Here is a 15,648-nt window from a genome sequence, read left to right on the forward strand (position 1 = left end):
CAGGCAGTCCCTGGAATTTTACCAAAATTAACAATAAAAGCCATAATTTTTTGAAAATAATTTGAATGTCGGAGGTCATCTGGCTGTCCGCTGTGCCTTTCTTTTTATCTAAGGGCACGGCCCCTGAGCCATGTTGCAACATTCTGAGTCTCGGATATTTAACGTCAACTAAGGGGAGTCTTAAAGCTGGCAGCCGCCCCTGGGAAGCACCCGCAGCGCTTCCATTGAAGGCAGGCTGATGAAACCGCCGCCTTGCGCCCGGCGGGTGACGTGTCTAACCTCGCCCCTCCATGGACGAACGCATCACCCAACGCTTGGACGCCCACCTGGCCAGCCAGGGGCTCCGCCGCACCAAGCAACGCGATGTCATCGTGGAGGCAGCTTTCGCCTCCGATGATCATTTCAAAGCCGAGGAACTCCTCGACAAAGCCCGCAGAATCGACAGCACCGTGTCCCGGGCCACGGTGTACCGCACCTTAACCCTGCTGGTGGAGTGCGGCCTGCTGCGGGAGGTCGATCTGGGCCGCGACCAGACCTACTACGACCCCAATTTCCTCGACAAGCCGCAGCACAACCACTTGATCTGCCTGGATTGCGACCGGGTGGTGGAGTTTGAGGACGATCACACCGCCCTGCTGCATGATTGCATCACCCGCCGCCTGGGTTTCCAGCCGAGCATGAAAAGCATGCGCATCGAGGCCCACTGCGACGAGTTTCTTCGTCTCGGCACCTGCAAGTATCGAGACGCCAAGCCTGCCGCAGCGAACTGACCGGACGGTTAGGCCCGGCGCCAGCGCTGGAAGGTCTCGATCCCCTCGTATTCGGCCAGGCCGAGAGCGTCGTAGAGGCGGGCGTTCTCCCGGCAGATTTCCGGTGCTTCGCGTTCGAGGGAGGACAATGCCCCATAGCGGGAGATGGCGTTCCCCTTCCGCTCAAGCTGCAAGGGGCTCATCGGAATGGCCATGTCGATCTCATGCGGCTCCAGCGGCCGTTCCTTGCCGCGATATAGCCAAACGCTGCACGAGCCGGCGAATTCCTCGCCCGCGCAGGCCTGCAAGGCGGCCACGAGGAGGCGGAAACAGATGCCGGACACGCTGGAGGGGTCGGCCGCGTCGCCCGTGACATAGATCTGATGCGGTTTGTGCTCCAGCAGCAGACGCGTCAGCGCGTCGATGTCCGCCTGAGTGCTCTTGAAGCGGCGATAACGGCCCTGTTCATAGAAAGGCAGGTCCAGGAAGGTCACTCGGTCATTGGTGATGCCCACGGTGTGGGCTGCATCCCGCAGTTCACCGCGAAGGATCAGGCCCTTCAATTGACGCAGCAGCGGCGGATCTTCACCAAACTCGCCCTTGGCCTCCAGCAATGAGAGCGCCTCGCGCGCGTAGGCGACTTGCGGCCCCCAGGCATCCGGTTTGCTGGCGTTGGAGGCCAGTTCCAGCAGCGTTTCGGCAAATTTGTCCGCCTCGCTGTCTGGAACACGAAGGCTGCCCGAGGTCAGGGAGATCAGACGCACATCGTGGCCTTGTTCGACGAGACGGTCGATCGTGCCGCCCATGCCCACCACCGCGTCCTGCGGCTCCGGGCTGAAAACGAGGCAGCGTTTCGGATACGGACGGGCACGTTCAGGCCGGTAGGTGTCGTCCTCGTCCGGTTTGCCCCCGGGCCAGCCGGTGATGGTGTGCTGGAGCTGGTTGAAAATGCGGATGTTGAGCTGGTAGGCCGGCCCTTGCTCTGAAAGCAGGTCCGAAAGGCCGTTTTCGTTGTAGTGCTCATCCACGAGCTTCAAAATCGGCCGACTGATCTTGAAAGCCTGCCACACCATCGCGCGCCGGGTCTCACGGGGCGTCCAGGACGCCGGACCGACGAGCCAGGGCAGCTTGATGCGGGTCAGTTCGCGGGAGGCACCGGAGTCGATGAAAAACCGCGCGTCGTCATGATCCTGGAGGAAGGAGGCTGAAACTGCCTCGGTCGTCGGTCCTTCCACCGCTTTGGCCACCATCACGGCCTTGTTCTCTCCCCAGGCCATCAGCACGAGCTTCTTGGCACGCAGAATGGTGCCCACACCCATGGTGATCGCGAAATGCGGCACGTTTTGCTCACCGCGGAAGTCGCTCGCGGCGTCCTGGCGGGTCACGCGGTCCAGTGTGATGCGGCGGGTCAGCGAGTCGCGGCTGGAACCCGGTTCATTGAAGCCGATGTGGCCGGTGCGGCCGATGCCGAGGATCTGCAGATCAATGCCGCCCACCGATTCGATCTTCTCCTCATACTGCCGGCAGTGGGTGAAGACCTGGTCACCCGGCACCGTGCCGCTGGGGATGTTGATGTTGGCCTTCGGGATGTCGATGTGATCGAAAAGCTGCTCCGCCATGAACCGGGCGTAGCTTTCCGGGTGATCGGCCCCCAGGCCGTAATACTCATCCAGATTGAAGGTGATGACGTTCTTGAAGCTCAGGCCCTCCTCCTTGTGCAGGCGGATCAGCTCACGATAAAACGGCACCGGCGTCGATCCCGTCGCCATGCCGAGCACGGCGGGCTTTCCAGCCTGGTTTTTCGTCTCAATGAGGATTTTCACCTCCTGCGCCAGCGTTTTGGCCGCTGCGGCGGAATCAGGGAAAATGGAGGTCGGAACTTTCTCGTAGGCTTCGGCGGGAGGTCGGATGGGCATGGCGGTTGGGTGGGGAGAGTACGGACAAGATCGCGGATTGTCTTCCACGCAACCGCGCTTTCCTGCCCGCCCCATGCGATCACGAATCCCATCTGCCAACGGCGGCCGCGACACGACCGTGGCCCTGCCGTTTTGCGGCTGCATGAGGGCACCGCGTGTTCAATGTCCCCGGCGTTGTACGCTCTGGCGACGATCAAAACTGATCGAGCAGATAGCGGATCAGGTCCGTGCTGGTGACCATGCCGACGAGTTTGCCTCCGTTGACGATGGGAAGGGAGTGGAATTCACTCTTCGCCAGGATTTCGGCGGCTTCGCGGACGGTGCCGGTTTCCGGGAGCGTCACGGGATCCTTCTTCATCACCTGTTCGAGGGTCAAGGTGTGGTCGAGCGTGGCATCGACCGTGCGCTCGTCCGTTTTGAAGACATCGCCGAAACTGAAGCGAAGAATGTCGCTCCACGTGATGATGCCGATGATCTGGTCACCGCTGACGACAGGGATGTGATGCACGCCATGTTCCTGGACGAGGGCGCGGACTTTGGAGACGGGGTCGCCGTGATGCACGGTGATCACGTTGCGTGTCATCAGATGGGAGATGGGGTCGTTTCGCTTCATAGGTTGGTGATTGAACCATGCCCAGCCGGTTCTTCCGTGCTCTTCGGCGGTTGCGGATACGTGGGCAGATGTTGCGTGAGGCAGCCGTTCACCACTCAAAGAAGCGCCCGGAATGTCCGTTTAGGGCGGTGATGAAACACATCCCATGCGCATCGCTCCTGCTGGTCACAGCTCTTTTTGCGGAAGCCCCGTCTGATAAAGCGGCCTCGTTCGAGGCCGTGAGCACCTCCGGCGGGAAGATCGCTTTTCCCTCCGATTATAAGGGAAAGATCGTCATGCTGGACTTCTGGGCGACGTGGTGCGGGCCGTGCATCGCCGAGGTGCCGAATCTCACGAAAGTCTATGCCGACCTGAAGCCGCATGGCTTCGAAGTGCTGGGCATCAGCCTGGACAGCGACCGCACCAAGGAGCGTCTCGCTTCCTTCACGCAGGAAAAGGCCATGACGTGGACGCAGATCTGCGACGGCAAGGGCTGGGAGGCCGATCTGGCCCGCCTGTACCATGTGCGGGCGATTCCCTCCTGCTTCCTGGTGGACGGCACCACAGGAAGGCTCATCGCTTCAGGCAATGAACTGCGTGGCAAGTCGCTGCGCCCCGCTGTGGAGAAGGCACTGGGCCTTCCATTGACCGGCATTCCACCCGTGGAGGCTGCTCGGCCCTCGATTTCGCCGAAAAGCCCCTCGCCCGTCACGCCACCGGACCCGCTTCTTGAGATCGCCGCACGACTGGTGAAGCCGGGCCAGTTCCTCGACCACACCCGCGTGAAGGAGCAACTCCGGCAGCCGAAGCCGGAACGCATCACCCTGCAAGGCGAGTCTGCCGGAGCGCGGTCCGGTCGCGACATCGCCCGGATCGCCCGTGCCGCGCATCTGCGTGCGGGCTGGTTTTATCGTTGCACCCGTTGTGACAAGATGCATCTCAATCTGGGTGGAGCGTATGCCATCGCGCCGGATGTGATCGCCACAGCGAATCACGTGGTGGACCCGCCGGAGACATTGAAGGACGGCTGGCTGATCGTTGCCGACGAGAACAACGAACTCTTTGCCACGACAGCCATCCTTGGGGCCGATGCCAGGGCCGATGCGGCGCTCGTGCGTGTCGTCGCCGGTGGATTGAAGCCGCTGCCACTGCGCGCGGATGTCGAGCTGGGCGAGCCTGCCTACTGCTTCAGCGATCCGTTGAAACATCGCGGCTACTTCAGCGCCGGCATCGTGAACCGCCTCTTCTCCGCCGGCTTGAAGGATGACCCGTCCAGCCAGCGGCTCAATGTCAGCACCGACTGGGCGCAGGGAAGCAGTGGCTCGGCGGTGCTGGATGAGAATGGCAACGTGATCGGCCACGTGGCGCGCATCCAGACCTTCACCAGCAATCCAGCGCCCTCCACCGGCACCACGCTGGTGATGCACGAGGCGATTTCCGCCCGTACCGTGCTCAATCTCGTGAAACGGGTGAACGAGGCGGCCCTCCGCTGATTATTTCGCCGCTGTTGCCGCGGCTTCATCACGCCGATGCAGCGGGCGCACCCAGATGTTGCGGTAGCGGGTGGGATTGTGATGATCTTGAAGCGCGAAGCCGAACTCCTGGGTTTTGGCGTCCATTTCCACCGCATGCTGCACGATGACGCCATTGTGAATGACGGTGAGCCGCGCTGGTTGCTGCACCTTTCCTTTCTCATCGAGCTTCGCGCACTCGCAGATGATGTCGTAGCTCTGCCACTCGCCCGGTTTGCGGCTGGCGTTCACCAGCGGCGGATACTTGTGGTAGATCGCGGCTGCCTGGCCGTCTGGATAGGTCTCATTGCCGAAGGAGTCGAGCACCTGCACCTCGCCCCAGCCGTGAATGAGCACGCCGCTGTTGCCACGGCCTTGCCCTTTGCCTTCCACCTTCGCCGGAGTCGCCCATTCGAGATGGATCTGGCAGGAGCCAAACTTTTCCTTTGTGTCGATGTCACCGCCCTTCGGCTTGATCTCCGCATAACCATTTTCGATCTTCCAGTTCGGCACGTCACTCTGGTCAGGATCGTCCTTGCGCGGCCGACGGATGAACCTGGACAGGTCTTTGCCATCAAAAAGCACGATCGCATCGCTCGGCGGCGTGTTTTCCGATGGCGGCGTGATCACCGTCGGCTGCGGACGCTGCATGTCCCCCTCACGATAGACGCCGCCAGGCGTGAAGGGCTTTTCTTTGGCAGGTTCGGCGGCCTGTGCCGCCAGTGCGAGGATGGGAAGGAGCAGACGAAGAGGGGACATGGGAAGTGGGAGGACGCAACGGGTGGCAATGGGTGGCTGTTTCACCTCACAAACAAAGAAAGCCGGCTCAATGCAGGCTTTGCGTGGATTCAATTCGACACGGTCACGGAAAGCATGGAACGCCTGCATGACTAGTAGGTCGTCGGCTCCGGTATGAGCTGCCGCATCCAAACCTGATGCCGGTGGCGGCTTGAGGTGCTTTCTGTCCGTGCAGTTGACGACGTCGTGTTCGGTTTCAGCGCTCCAAGCGACTTCATCCACCGCAACAGGCGGGATAACCGCAGAGATGAATTGTTTGAAGGCGTTCTCAGCGGTTATCCTCATTGCCTTCGGCTGCTTTCGCGTCGCTCCAGAGCTGCGGTGTGAGAAAAACCTGTTGAGCCTCCCTCTTGCCAAGGTCGGGCGGCTCCGCTTGGATGACGGGAATCTGCCCCGAGTCCCGCCATGCCTGACGATTTCCGCTTCGATGTCTTTCTCAGCCACGCGTCCAAGGACAAGCCGGTGGTCCGTGACATCGCCGAGCCATTGAAGAAGCCATGATCACCCTGACTGAAATCCTAGACTTCCGAGAGAGGGTAAGATCGGTGCTGAAACTGCCCTTCAGCCAATCAGACACCTTCTGGAAACTGCCATGAACCCTCAAACCGCCTGCAACTACGCCCTGCTGCAATTCCTTCCGTATCCTGAGACGGGAGAGTTTGTGAATGTCGGCGTGCTGGTGGCATGCACGCAGCCCTGCCTGCTCCAGTTTCACGCCGGGGAAACCATGCCGCCGCGTGCCAGCACCTTGTTCCCTCGTCAGAACAAGCAAACCTACGCTCAGGCCATGGTCGCTCTGCAAACCGATATGCAGCGTGCCCAAAGCAGCGTGCGTGATCCGAAGACCTGCCAGCTCGTCTTTGGCGAACTCGTGCGCCGCCGCGAATCCATCTTCCGCTTCGGCGAGGTGCGCACGATCCTCACGGACGATCCGCACCATCTGGCAGATGACCTTTTCCGCCGTTATGTGCTCCAAGAAGCCCCGAAACAGGCCAAAGCATCGCTGGTGGCTGCTTGAGGCAGCGACACGGTAAGTCATCCCTCTTGCCAAGGTCTGCGGGAAGTATCATGCTTGCATCTATGAGCACGATCACTGCTATTCTCGAACCCCAGAAGGACGGAACGCTGCACCTGCCGGTGCCGTGGAGCCATGGACGTTTCTGGGTGGTGGCCCGTGTGGTGCCGCAGGAGGAACATTTGCCGTATGCCGAGCATGCCATGGTGCGCTTGGCGCATGACCTGCCACTGGAAGGGATGAGCGCAGGCGCACGCGGAACGGTGGTACATGTGTATGACGGCGGCGTGGGCTATGAGGTGGAGTTTATCCGCACAGGAGAAAAACCCAGGCTTATCACGGTGGAGGCAACCGACATCGAACCCGCCTGAGCCGCGCATGAAGCTGCCGCAAGCCGACTCCCTGATCGTGGAGGAGAAAAAGCTCACCGAATACCTGCTCGATCTGGCGCATGAGCAGGGTGGGGCCAAGGCGAAATTCTTCCTCAATCGCGGCTTCAAACCCGGCGACTGGCAGATCATGGCGGAGGCGCTTCGCCATCATGGACGGACACAGCCTGTGACAGAAACCAGCGCCACTCGCTTTGGCCGCAAGTTCACTGTCGAATGCCAGATCGAAACCCCGGATGGCCGAGATCCCTGCATCCTGACCGCCTGGATCGTGGAAGGAGACAAGCCCCCGCGTCTTGTGACCGCGCATCCAAACTTTTGATGGTTACCGAGGAGTCGCAAGCATGTGCTCATCCCTCTTGCCAAGGTCGGGCGGCTCCGCTTGGATGGCGGGAATCTGCCCCGAGCCCCGCCATGCCTGACGATTTCCGCTTCGATGTCTTCCTCAGCCACTCGTCCAAGGACAAGCCTGAGGTCCGTGACATCTTTGTGAGGGCCGTAAGTGTGAGCAAAAGCACGTTGCATATGAAAGTTCACGCCATAGCTATTTCCGGCCTCCCGCACTGCATCTGAACAGCGCCGGAAGGCTAAGAAGATAATGCTGCCACATAACTGGGAACGGCAAGAGATTCAGTTACCTCATGCGCCTTGTTACCATCTCTCCTATATGAAGACGAAGTTCTTTCCCACCGCCGCAAGTGCGATCATGCTCACGGTGAGTTGCGCCTTTGCTCAAAGCCAGTCTGCGTTTCTCAAGAAGTGGCAGACTAGCCTGCCTGACTTCATTACGGAGGTGGCTGCGGCGGCGGAAGCTTCGGCAAAAAGTGACACACCTTCCAACATTGGTGCATTGCGCACTCGTCTTGGAAACGCGATGCGGCAGTTTGAAAGCCAGCCCGTGCAGTGGGAGATCACCTTTGAGCGCTTTAATCCCATAAATAGTTTGGTCACCTTCAAGGAGGCGGGAAAAGAAAACAGCCGATGGCATGGTGAAGGAAGCAAGTTAGCCAGTCCGGAGGACAGTGGCGACTCCCGCTATCAAAAGGGGCTGGTAGGATATTATGTGACAAAAGATAGCGATCTTCACCAAGCCTACCCCACCCGCGAGTTAATCTATGTTCGTGTATCTGCCGAACGGAGGGCCTTCGCTGATTTTGCCGTGCTACCGGCGAACTCGAAGCTGACGATCAAAGGCCGTGTGCAGAAGATCACCGGTCTGCCGGTGATGTATGACGACAAGAAGACACCCAAGGCTCTCAGCAAAGGCTATCTTCACCGCTGGATTCTCAGTGTGGAGGTCGTTTCTGCTGTTCCGTCTTCCTGACCCGCCGCCATCACAAGCCATGTCCTCCCCACCTGACATTTCGCCCAGCCAAGCCGGTTCATGGCAACCACCTTCAGTGGCCGAACTCCAGCGCATGATGCCCCAGTTTGCCGTGGAGTCGTTTCTCGGGCGAGGAGGCATGGGGGCGGTGTACAAAGGTGTGCAGGTGTCCCTTGATCGCCCCGTCGCCATTAAGCTGCTACCTGCGGAACTGGCGAGAGATGAGGAGTTCATGGCTCGCTTTCAGCGTGAGGCTCGCACACTCGCGGCTCTGCAACACCCGGGCATCATCAGTGTGTATGAGTTTGGACAGACAAAAGCGGGACACTTGTATTTCGCCATGGAGTATGTTGATGGCAGCGATCTGAGCCGGCACATTCATCAGCAAGGACTTACCGCCCCGCAGACGCTGGATCTCATTATTCAGGTGTGTGGAGCCCTCCAATATGCGCACGCCCAGGGTGTCATTCATCGTGACATCAAGCCCGCCAATGTGCTCGTCACGCTGGATGGACGCGCCAAGCTGGCTGACTTCGGACTTGCCCGCCCGCTGAAGCAAGACATGGGCCTCACCGCGTCGAATGTGGTGATGGGCACGCCTGACTACATCGCCCCGGAATGCTGGATGGGGCAGCTGGATCACCGTTCCGATCTCTACTCTCTCGGCGTGATGCTCTATGAGATGCTCACGCGGGAGACCCCACGCGGAGCCTGGTTGCCACCAAGCCTCATGGCACAGGTGGATGCACGCATTGACCAAATTGTTGTCAAAGCCCTGCAACGCCAGCCCGAGAACCGCTATCAAGCGGCGAGTGAAATGGGAGATGCGGTCGATGTAGTGCGACGCACCCCTCCACAGGCAGGTCAGACACGACCACAGCCTGCCTCAGTGATGGCATCATCTCATCGCGCGCCGCTCCCCCCGCGTTCCCAGCTTCTCTCGACGAGGCGCAAGAGTCCTACCAACTCTGTTCTCGCTATTACGGCCATGTTGCTGTTCGCGTTTTTGGCCTGGGTGCTGGTTCAAGGTCCGAAAAAAAACAGTTCAGCGGTCTCGACGCCTCAAACCATCCCCAAACCCGACGCCGCCATCATCATCTCGCCAAAGCCGGAACCAGTCACCCCAACGGTCCCCCCTGCTCCAGTCACCCCGCCAGTGACGCCCATGCCTGTTGCCCCTGTCGCGGGCACACCCAAAGTCCAGGCATCGGCGTCACCTCCAGCACCCTCCCCCATTCCAGCACCGCCGTCCGAACTCGATACACTGACCAAGCAGATGGCTGCTTTGATTCAGGATCGAGTCACCCAGCCCTTTGGCAATGAACTCTCCGTGTTGAACTCCGGCTACCTCCGTGCCCTTGACCGTGAACGGAGTCTTTTGGCTGCCAATAAAAAGCTCGAAGATGCCCTTCTCGTTGAGGAGGAGAAAAAGCGAATCTCTCAAGGGGACAAGCTGCCACTCCATGACGCGAATATCCCGTCCTCTATCATCCCCCTGCGCACAACCTACCGCAAAACGCACTCAGAAATCGAAAAGCGGCGAATAACGACTCTTCAGGGGCTTTATGCAGCGTATATCAATCGTCTCAAACTCTTGGAAGATGAACTAACCAAGAAGGGCCTGCTCGACGAAGCGAAAGAAACTCGTGATCACCGAGTGAGGCAGGAACAAGAGGCTGAAACGGTTCGCCTACCTACCACCGTCGAAGAAATGCAGCAGCGCCTCATGGCGTCCATCGTTCGCATCACTCAGGATGAGGATGGACGGGAGCATATCGGTCTCGTTACCTCTGATGGCGTAGTCACCGTCATGCCCGGAAGTTTCAACAGCGTTCGTCTTGCCGATCTCGACAAAAAACCGTTAGGAGTTGGCGATGTGGAGACGCGCAATCCTTTTCCCTTCTGTTGGGTCAAGGCTCCTGCCCTCAAGCTCCCCTCCGCCCCCTTTGTGCCCAAGAAAAAAGCATCACGCAAGCGCCAGCAGGTGATGGTTGCCATTGATGAAGAAGGCCGATTTTACTATGAAACCGGCGTCATCAATGAACAGGGTCGTTACGAAGGCGCTCGCAATTTCCGCCCGCGTGCAGGTGGAGTGGTCGGCATCGGTTTCGCCTTCAATGAGGAAGGTCAGTGTGTCGGTTATGTGATGCGCTCAGACAACGACGTAATGCCGCAAGTGTGGCCGTTTGAGAAGCGATAACGCGGGCTTACAAATTACGCGCTTTCTTGGCGTGATCCTGGTCGGAGGCAGAGAGCGAGGACAGACTGATCAAAAAAAGATTTCCATCCGCGCCTTTGAGCACAACTACCGTCCCGTCACAATCACGCAATGTTGCGACGAGCTTTCTGCCGGAAGCATCCTGCCAAGTGCGGCTTTCGCCAAACTGTTCTGCTGTCGTCGGCTGCAACGCCATGTCTGTGTTCACCTGCTTGATGCCTGCGGGATTGCCTCCTTTCGGGACGCGTAAGCAAACGTGTGTCGCTTTTCCAGGTGCGATTCGCAACGAATTGGTGGTGGGCATTCCAGGATCGAGGGGGACTGTCGTGCTCGATGATGACTCGTATTCAAACCCGCCAGCCCCACTTCGTTTTTTGACCCAGCAGCGGAAAAAAGGCCCAGTTCCTAGGGTGATCAAATCATTGGTTTTGGCTCCTGATGAAAAGACCTCTCCTGTGGTCAAGACCTCCACTGGAGCCGGTGATTTCTTGTCAGGGGCCAGCTCAGCATGAAGAAGCCGGTAATCAGGCGAAAACTGCTGGAAGTTTGCTGACTGTGTTGTCGTGAACCAGACACGCACGATAAACTCTGATTGCGTGACGGATTGTTGTTTCACCGGAAGCTTCGCAAGAAACCGCCCATTCACAACTCGCAGAGCGAGGGAGCCTCTTGGCTCCGATCCATCCTTCGAGCTTCCGTCATTGCTCCAAAAGGCGGTTGGCGTCCAAGTATGCATATACACAAATTTGAAATGCATCATGCCGCTCGTTTGATCGTGGGGAGACGGCAGCTTGCCATACAGCCAAAAGTCCGCAGCCTCCAAAGGTCCGGTGTTCAGCAGCCAGACTAGCAAGGCAAAGGATAGGGAAGAAGTCGGGCCGCTCCTCATATCAGGAAGAAAAATGTTCCATCCTTATACGCGGCTAGCCAAGACTTCATGCAATTCCAAGGCTCTCCCGACCGTCATCTTTCTGGCTCAGCAGCTACTTCTTGAAAACCTTGTCCCCCTTGTTCCCACCGGAGACGAGGTAGGCTAGCAAATCGAGCAATTCGTCCTGATTGAGTGAGTTGATCAAGCTCGGCGGCATCATGCTGACTTTGCGGGTGCCTTTTTTCGCGATGTCGGACTCGTTGATGGCCAGGTGGTCGTTGGGGGCGAAGGGGTTGGTCATGAGGAAGACTTTTTCGTTTTCCTCGACGACGATGCGGCCGACGAGCACGCTGCCGTCTTTCTTGGTGATCTCGTGGCTGTCGTATTGGTCGGAGATGACCTTGCTGGGGTCGATGATGTTCTCCAAAAGATCGCGGAGGGTGTAGCGGTTGCCGGAGCCGGTGAGGTCGGGGCCGATGCTGCCGCCTTCGCCGTTGAAGCGGTGGCAGGTGGCGCACATGACGCTGCGATACATGGCTTCGCCATTGGCGAAGTCGCGTCCGCCGGCTTTGAGGCCGGTGGTGGCCAGAGCAGTGGCTTCGTCGAGGGTGTAGTTTTTGCCAGGGCCTTTGGGGGCGACGTAGTTGGGCATCGCGGTCATGGCTTCGACTTTGTTGCTGAGGGCGTCGAGTTCGGCGAGTTCGTTCTGCGGGACGAAGGTTTCCATCGCGTCTTTGCGGATGTTTTCGATGAAGCCTTTGAAGCTGTTGCCGCCTTTCCACGTGCGGGCGCGGGGGAACCAGGAGAAGAAGGTTTTGCGAAGCTCGGGCGTCCAGCCGGCGGTGGCATTGCGCAGCGCATACATGTAGGCGATCTGCTGCGCGTTCGGGCGCGAGCCGGCGGCGGCGCGGGCGGCGTTCGCATAACCGTCGTTGCGGCTCAAAACGGCATCGGTGGTGATTTCCGCCCAATCGTCCTTCGCAGTGGCCATGGCAGCGAGGGTTTTGCCGACGACTTGCTTGCTGTCGATGGCGACGAGGATCTGGCAGAGTTCGCGATTGATGAACGGATCTTCGCTGGGGAAGACAGGATCAAGGGCCTCGGCGATCTTGGCGCAGACTTCGGCATCGGGTTTGCCGAGACGGATCAAGATGAGCTGCAGGGCACGCAGCGCGGCCAATTCGTGGCCCGGAGGCGCTTTGATGGCACTGAGGGCCAAAAGCATGCGGTTTTCGAGTTCGACGTTTTCCGGCGAGACATTCGGAATGGGGCTGCTGGAGGTGGATTTGGGCTTTTCAGCGGCTCTTCCGCCTTCGTGAGCACTGGCGGCTCCGGAGACGCGAGCGAGTGCGATGAGCGCTTCGATGGCCGCGACGGGTTGTTTCTCGGTGAGGGCCTTTTCGCGCCAGGAATCGACGGGAAGCTTCTCGATGGCAACGCGGGCGGCGTAGCGCACGTGGCGATCGCTGTGGCTGAGGTAACCCCAAAGCTTGCCGAGGTCGCCCCCGGCACTGTGCGAGGCCTCGATGGCGTGGCGCATGCGTGCTTCTTCATCGAGCGGCAGCGGTGCGGCCTTCGCGGTGGATTCATCGCCGACGTAAGTCACGCGATAGACTCCACTTTGCGATTTGCGGCCGCCGACGGCGAAGTACATCGCGCCGTCTTGCGGATGGATGACGACATCGGTGAGCGGCAGCGGTTTGCCGAAGACGAATTCTTCCTTGGTGGCCTTGTAGCTGGCGCCTTTGCTTTCGAGGTGGATGGCCCACATGGTGCCGTAGGTCCAGTCGTTGATGAAGATGGCGTGCTGATACTTCGCGGGGAATTTCGCGCCGGTGCCTGCGACGACGCCGGTGGGGCTGCCGGGGCCGATGTCGAGCGTGGTGGGCAGGTTGTCAGGGTAGTAGTTCGGCCATTTGCCGCTGCCGCTGCGCCAGCCGTAGTCGGCACCGCTGACGCAGTGATTCACGCGGGTGGGGCGATACCACGGGCTGCCGATGTCCCACTCCATGTCGGCATCGTAGGTGAAGAGCTCGCCCTGGTCGTTGAAGGCGATGTCGAACTCATTGCGGAAGCCGGAGCAGAAGAGGTCCACATTTTTGCCATCGGGATCCATGCTGCAAATGAAGCCGCCAGGAGCGAGGCGGCCGCGGGCATGGCCATTCGCATCCCACAGGCGCGGCAGGACGTGGTCTTCGCTCCAAATCTTGGCGGGCCGGCTGGCGCTGAGTTCCTCCGGCAGCTCCGTGTGATTTCCGCCGTTGAAGAAGATCTTTTTGCCGTCCGGGCTCACAACCATGCTGTGCAGGCCGTGCTCGCCGCCGCCCTTCATGGTGACGAGCTTGGTGGTCTTGTCGTATTGATCGTCGCTGTTGGTGTCCTGCAGGCGGTAGAGGCCGTTTTTCTGGCCGTCCTCGTTCACCATGACGTAGAGGCTGTCGAAGGCGGCGAGGAGGCCGTGGGCCTTGCCCAGCTCGACGACGAGTTTTTCGGGCTTCAGCGGTGCAGAGCCAACGCTCATGCGGTAGAGGCTGCCGTATTGGTCGCAGGCGATGAGGCGGCCTTTCGGATCGACAGTGAGGGCGACCCAGGAGCCTTCTTGATCCTTCGGCACGTTGTAGAGTTTCTCCACCTTGAATCCCTTCGGCACGGTGATGTCCGCTGCGGCGATGGATTCGGCCGGGCCGTCGTTCTTTTTGCCGCCACCTTTCACATCAAGGGCCAGCCCCCAGGGGCCTTTGCCATAGGTCTCGATCTCAGTCGCTGGTTTCCATGCCTCCTTGCCGGTGGCGGTGGCCTCCCAGGAACCGTTCGTTTCAACCAGCACTTTTTCGGTGCCGTTGGCCAGCTTGACCGTGAGGCGGGCGATCAGTGCCGCGATGCCGCCTTTGTTGTGGGCGGTGATGGTGATTTCATTCTTTTCACCACGTTTGACAGCCTTGCTGATATCCACCTTCGTGGGTTCCTGCCAGTCGGGATTGGTCAGCACCTTCTTGCCATTGAGAAAGGCCTCCGCGCCGTTGTCACAGGTCAGTTCGAGGGTGGCAAAGTGTGCGTTTCCTGGGATTTCGAACTGGTGACGGAAGGTCACATCTTTGTCCTTGGTGGCATCTTTGCTGAGCCAGATCCACAGCGGCGCGGCCGTGAGCTGTGTGGCGAAGAGAAGGGACAGGGTGAGGAAGATCGAAGAACGCATGGAGCACACAATACGCCCCGCGTGCTGGTTCTTAGCAACCAAAACGGCCGCGTCTCAGCAGCCCTCAGCGGATGGCGGAGCGGTGCCATTGAGCTTCTCCACGGGGACGGCGGCCACCAGTTCCCGGAGTTCCTTGCTCGGCTTGAAGCGGACCACACAGCGGTCGGGGATTTTCATCTCGGAGTTCGGCTGTTTCGGGTTGCGGCCCAGCTTTCCGCGGGCCACCCGCACGTCGAAGGTGCCGAACTTGCGGAGGGTGATGTGATAGCCCTCGCCCAGGCGCCGGGTCACCAGATCCGTGAGCGCCTCCACCATCAGCAGCGCGTCGGAATGTTTCATCCCGGTGAGGTTGCTGAGGTCGGCGATGAGCTCTTTTTTTGTGATCGTGGGCATGGTTCTCTGACTAGCGAGATGATTATTTGGGCGCAACTTATTTCTATGACGAAACATTACCGGATACCTAACGCTTCATGAGCCGAATCTAACTGCCTGCATCAGGAATCCAACCCGGACAAAATCTCGTCTGCGGTGCGAAAGTGGGTTTTGGCAACGGCCGACAGAACGGCACTCCCGTGCATCTTTACCAGTTCCGCGGCCGATTGTTTCACACTTTGTGAAACGCCCTTCGGAAACTCGGCGCCAAAGCGCTCCCCCTGCAGTTCCAGCCAGCCCACGAAGGCCTCGCGGGCGAGGATCGAAGCGGCCGCCACGGCGGGATCAGTCTCCGCTTTGGTTCGCTGCACCAGCTCGATGGCACGGCCCCGGCTCTGCAAGGCGCGTTCCAGCACGGCGGGGTTCGCGAACTGATCGGAGACCGCACGCGGGCAGCCGGGGATACGCACGAGCAGGTTTTCGATGACTTTCGCGTGTCCCCAGGCCAGCAGGCGGTTCAGATTGCCAAAGTTGGCGTAAAGTTCGTTGTAGCGCTCTGGATGGATCGAGATCACCTCCCACGCCAGTCCGGGAATCTGTCGGATCTCCGCCGCGATCTTGGCGATGCGGGCGTCGCTGCTGATGCGTTTGCTGTCCACCGCGCCGATCTCACGCAGGCGGTTGGAGTTGGAGCTGT

The 15,648-nt window shown here is 59.6% G+C and carries 15 protein-coding genes; 8 read left to right on the forward strand and 7 right to left on the reverse strand.

What is annotated here, in order from left to right:
• Positions 1-290: 290 nt before the first annotated feature.
• Positions 291-770, forward strand: a complete 480-nt coding sequence (locus tag IAE77_RS14245) for a transcriptional repressor (protein WP_294227605.1) — start codon at positions 291-293, stop codon at positions 768-770.
• Between the two features lie 8 nt (positions 771-778).
• Here the strand turns inward: IAE77_RS14245 and nagB are convergent, their stop codons facing one another.
• Complete coding sequence (nagB, locus tag IAE77_RS14250) at positions 779-2,665, reverse strand: glucosamine-6-phosphate deaminase (protein ID WP_294227606.1); 1,887 nt, start codon at positions 2,663-2,665, stop codon at positions 779-781.
• A 193-nt stretch (positions 2,666-2,858) separates the two neighbouring features.
• Positions 2,859-3,278 carry a CBS domain-containing protein gene (locus IAE77_RS14255; RefSeq protein ID WP_294227607.1) on the reverse strand — a complete coding sequence of 140 codons (420 nt, stop codon included), beginning with the start codon at positions 3,276-3,278 and terminating at the stop codon, positions 2,859-2,861.
• Positions 3,279-3,409: 131 nt separating this feature from the next.
• Here IAE77_RS14255 and IAE77_RS14260 point away from each other — a divergent pair, with 131 nt between their 5' ends.
• The gene (locus tag IAE77_RS14260; RefSeq protein ID WP_294227608.1) at positions 3,410-4,750 is read left to right on the forward strand and encodes a redoxin domain-containing protein; all 1,341 of its coding nucleotides are present in this window, start codon (positions 3,410-3,412) and stop codon (positions 4,748-4,750) included.
• Here IAE77_RS14260 and IAE77_RS14265 read toward each other — a convergent pair whose 3' ends face one another.
• Positions 4,751-5,527: a DUF1080 domain-containing protein gene (locus IAE77_RS14265; RefSeq protein ID WP_294227609.1), complete on the reverse strand. Its 777-nt coding sequence runs from the start codon at positions 5,525-5,527 to the stop codon at positions 4,751-4,753.
• A gap of 631 nt (positions 5,528-6,158) precedes the next feature.
• Between IAE77_RS14265 and IAE77_RS14270 the strand changes: the two genes are divergently transcribed.
• The 6 genes from IAE77_RS14270 to IAE77_RS14295 all read left to right on the forward strand — a co-directional run bounded on the left by IAE77_RS14270 (position 6,159) and on the right by IAE77_RS14295 (position 10,494).
• Positions 6,159-6,584: a DUF3037 domain-containing protein gene (locus IAE77_RS14270; RefSeq protein ID WP_294227610.1), complete on the forward strand. Its 426-nt coding sequence runs from the start codon at positions 6,159-6,161 to the stop codon at positions 6,582-6,584.
• A gap of 62 nt (positions 6,585-6,646) precedes the next feature.
• A complete protein-coding gene (locus IAE77_RS14275) occupies positions 6,647-6,952 on the forward strand; it encodes a DUF4926 domain-containing protein (protein ID WP_294227611.1) in 306 nt (101 codons plus the stop codon).
• A gap of 7 nt (positions 6,953-6,959) precedes the next feature.
• Positions 6,960-7,292 carry a DUF6883 domain-containing protein gene (locus tag IAE77_RS14280; RefSeq protein ID WP_294227612.1) on the forward strand — a complete coding sequence of 111 codons (333 nt, stop codon included), beginning with the start codon at positions 6,960-6,962 and terminating at the stop codon, positions 7,290-7,292.
• Positions 7,293-7,384: 92 nt separating this feature from the next.
• Positions 7,385-7,543, forward strand: a complete 159-nt coding sequence (locus tag IAE77_RS14285) for a hypothetical protein (protein WP_294227613.1) — start codon at positions 7,385-7,387, stop codon at positions 7,541-7,543.
• A gap of 94 nt (positions 7,544-7,637) precedes the next feature.
• Positions 7,638-8,294, forward strand: coding sequence for a hypothetical protein (locus IAE77_RS14290; protein WP_294227614.1), 657 nt, complete (start codon positions 7,638-7,640; stop codon positions 8,292-8,294).
• Positions 8,295-8,313: 19 nt separating this feature from the next.
• Complete coding sequence (locus IAE77_RS14295; RefSeq protein WP_294227615.1) at positions 8,314-10,494, forward strand: serine/threonine-protein kinase; 2,181 nt, start codon at positions 8,314-8,316, stop codon at positions 10,492-10,494.
• Positions 10,495-10,501: 7 nt separating this feature from the next.
• Here the strand turns inward: IAE77_RS14295 and IAE77_RS14300 are convergent, their stop codons facing one another.
• From IAE77_RS14300 to IAE77_RS14315, 4 genes are all read right to left on the reverse strand, one after another.
• The gene (locus IAE77_RS14300) at positions 10,502-11,365 is read right to left on the reverse strand and encodes a hypothetical protein (protein ID WP_294227616.1); all 864 of its coding nucleotides are present in this window, start codon (positions 11,363-11,365) and stop codon (positions 10,502-10,504) included.
• Positions 11,366-11,495: 130 nt separating this feature from the next.
• On the reverse strand, positions 11,496-14,579 hold the full coding sequence (locus IAE77_RS14305) for a c-type cytochrome (RefSeq protein ID WP_294227617.1): 3,084 nt from the start codon (positions 14,577-14,579) through the stop codon (positions 11,496-11,498).
• Positions 14,580-14,633: 54 nt separating this feature from the next.
• Positions 14,634-15,029: an HU family DNA-binding protein gene (locus IAE77_RS14310; RefSeq protein ID WP_294227618.1), complete on the reverse strand. Its 396-nt coding sequence runs from the start codon at positions 15,027-15,029 to the stop codon at positions 14,634-14,636.
• Between the two features lie 44 nt (positions 15,030-15,073).
• Positions 15,074-15,648, reverse strand: a 575-nt coding sequence (locus IAE77_RS14315) for a ribonuclease HIII (RefSeq protein WP_294227619.1), incomplete at its 5' end; no start/stop codon positions are given.

The organism is Prosthecobacter sp. (assembly GCF_014879935.1).
In the GTDB taxonomy this organism is placed as follows: domain Bacteria; phylum Verrucomicrobiota; class Verrucomicrobiia; order Verrucomicrobiales; family Verrucomicrobiaceae; genus Prosthecobacter.

Excerpts from the sequence above, each read along its gene's own strand:
- IAE77_RS14245 (WP_294227605.1), top strand. The coding sequence starts at position 291 with ATGGACGAACGCATCACCCAACGCTTGGACGCCCACCTGGCCAGCCAG.
- nagB (WP_294227606.1), bottom strand. The coding sequence starts at position 2,665 with ATGCCCATCCGACCTCCCGCCGAAGCCTACGAGAAAGTTCCGACCTCC.
- IAE77_RS14255 (WP_294227607.1), bottom strand. The coding sequence starts at position 3,278 with ATGAAGCGAAACGACCCCATCTCCCATCTGATGACACGCAACGTGATC.
- IAE77_RS14260 (WP_294227608.1), top strand. The coding sequence starts at position 3,410 with ATGAAACACATCCCATGCGCATCGCTCCTGCTGGTCACAGCTCTTTTT.
- IAE77_RS14265 (WP_294227609.1), bottom strand. The coding sequence starts at position 5,527 with ATGTCCCCTCTTCGTCTGCTCCTTCCCATCCTCGCACTGGCGGCACAG.
- IAE77_RS14270 (WP_294227610.1), top strand. The coding sequence starts at position 6,159 with ATGAACCCTCAAACCGCCTGCAACTACGCCCTGCTGCAATTCCTTCCG.
- IAE77_RS14275 (WP_294227611.1), top strand. The coding sequence starts at position 6,647 with ATGAGCACGATCACTGCTATTCTCGAACCCCAGAAGGACGGAACGCTG.
- IAE77_RS14280 (WP_294227612.1), top strand. The coding sequence starts at position 6,960 with ATGAAGCTGCCGCAAGCCGACTCCCTGATCGTGGAGGAGAAAAAGCTC.
- IAE77_RS14285 (WP_294227613.1), top strand. The coding sequence starts at position 7,385 with ATGCCTGACGATTTCCGCTTCGATGTCTTCCTCAGCCACTCGTCCAAG.
- IAE77_RS14290 (WP_294227614.1), top strand. The coding sequence starts at position 7,638 with ATGAAGACGAAGTTCTTTCCCACCGCCGCAAGTGCGATCATGCTCACG.
- IAE77_RS14295 (WP_294227615.1), top strand. The coding sequence starts at position 8,314 with ATGTCCTCCCCACCTGACATTTCGCCCAGCCAAGCCGGTTCATGGCAA.
- IAE77_RS14305 (WP_294227617.1), bottom strand. The coding sequence starts at position 14,579 with ATGCGTTCTTCGATCTTCCTCACCCTGTCCCTTCTCTTCGCCACACAG.
- IAE77_RS14310 (WP_294227618.1), bottom strand. The coding sequence starts at position 15,029 with ATGTTTCGTCATAGAAATAAGTTGCGCCCAAATAATCATCTCGCTAGT.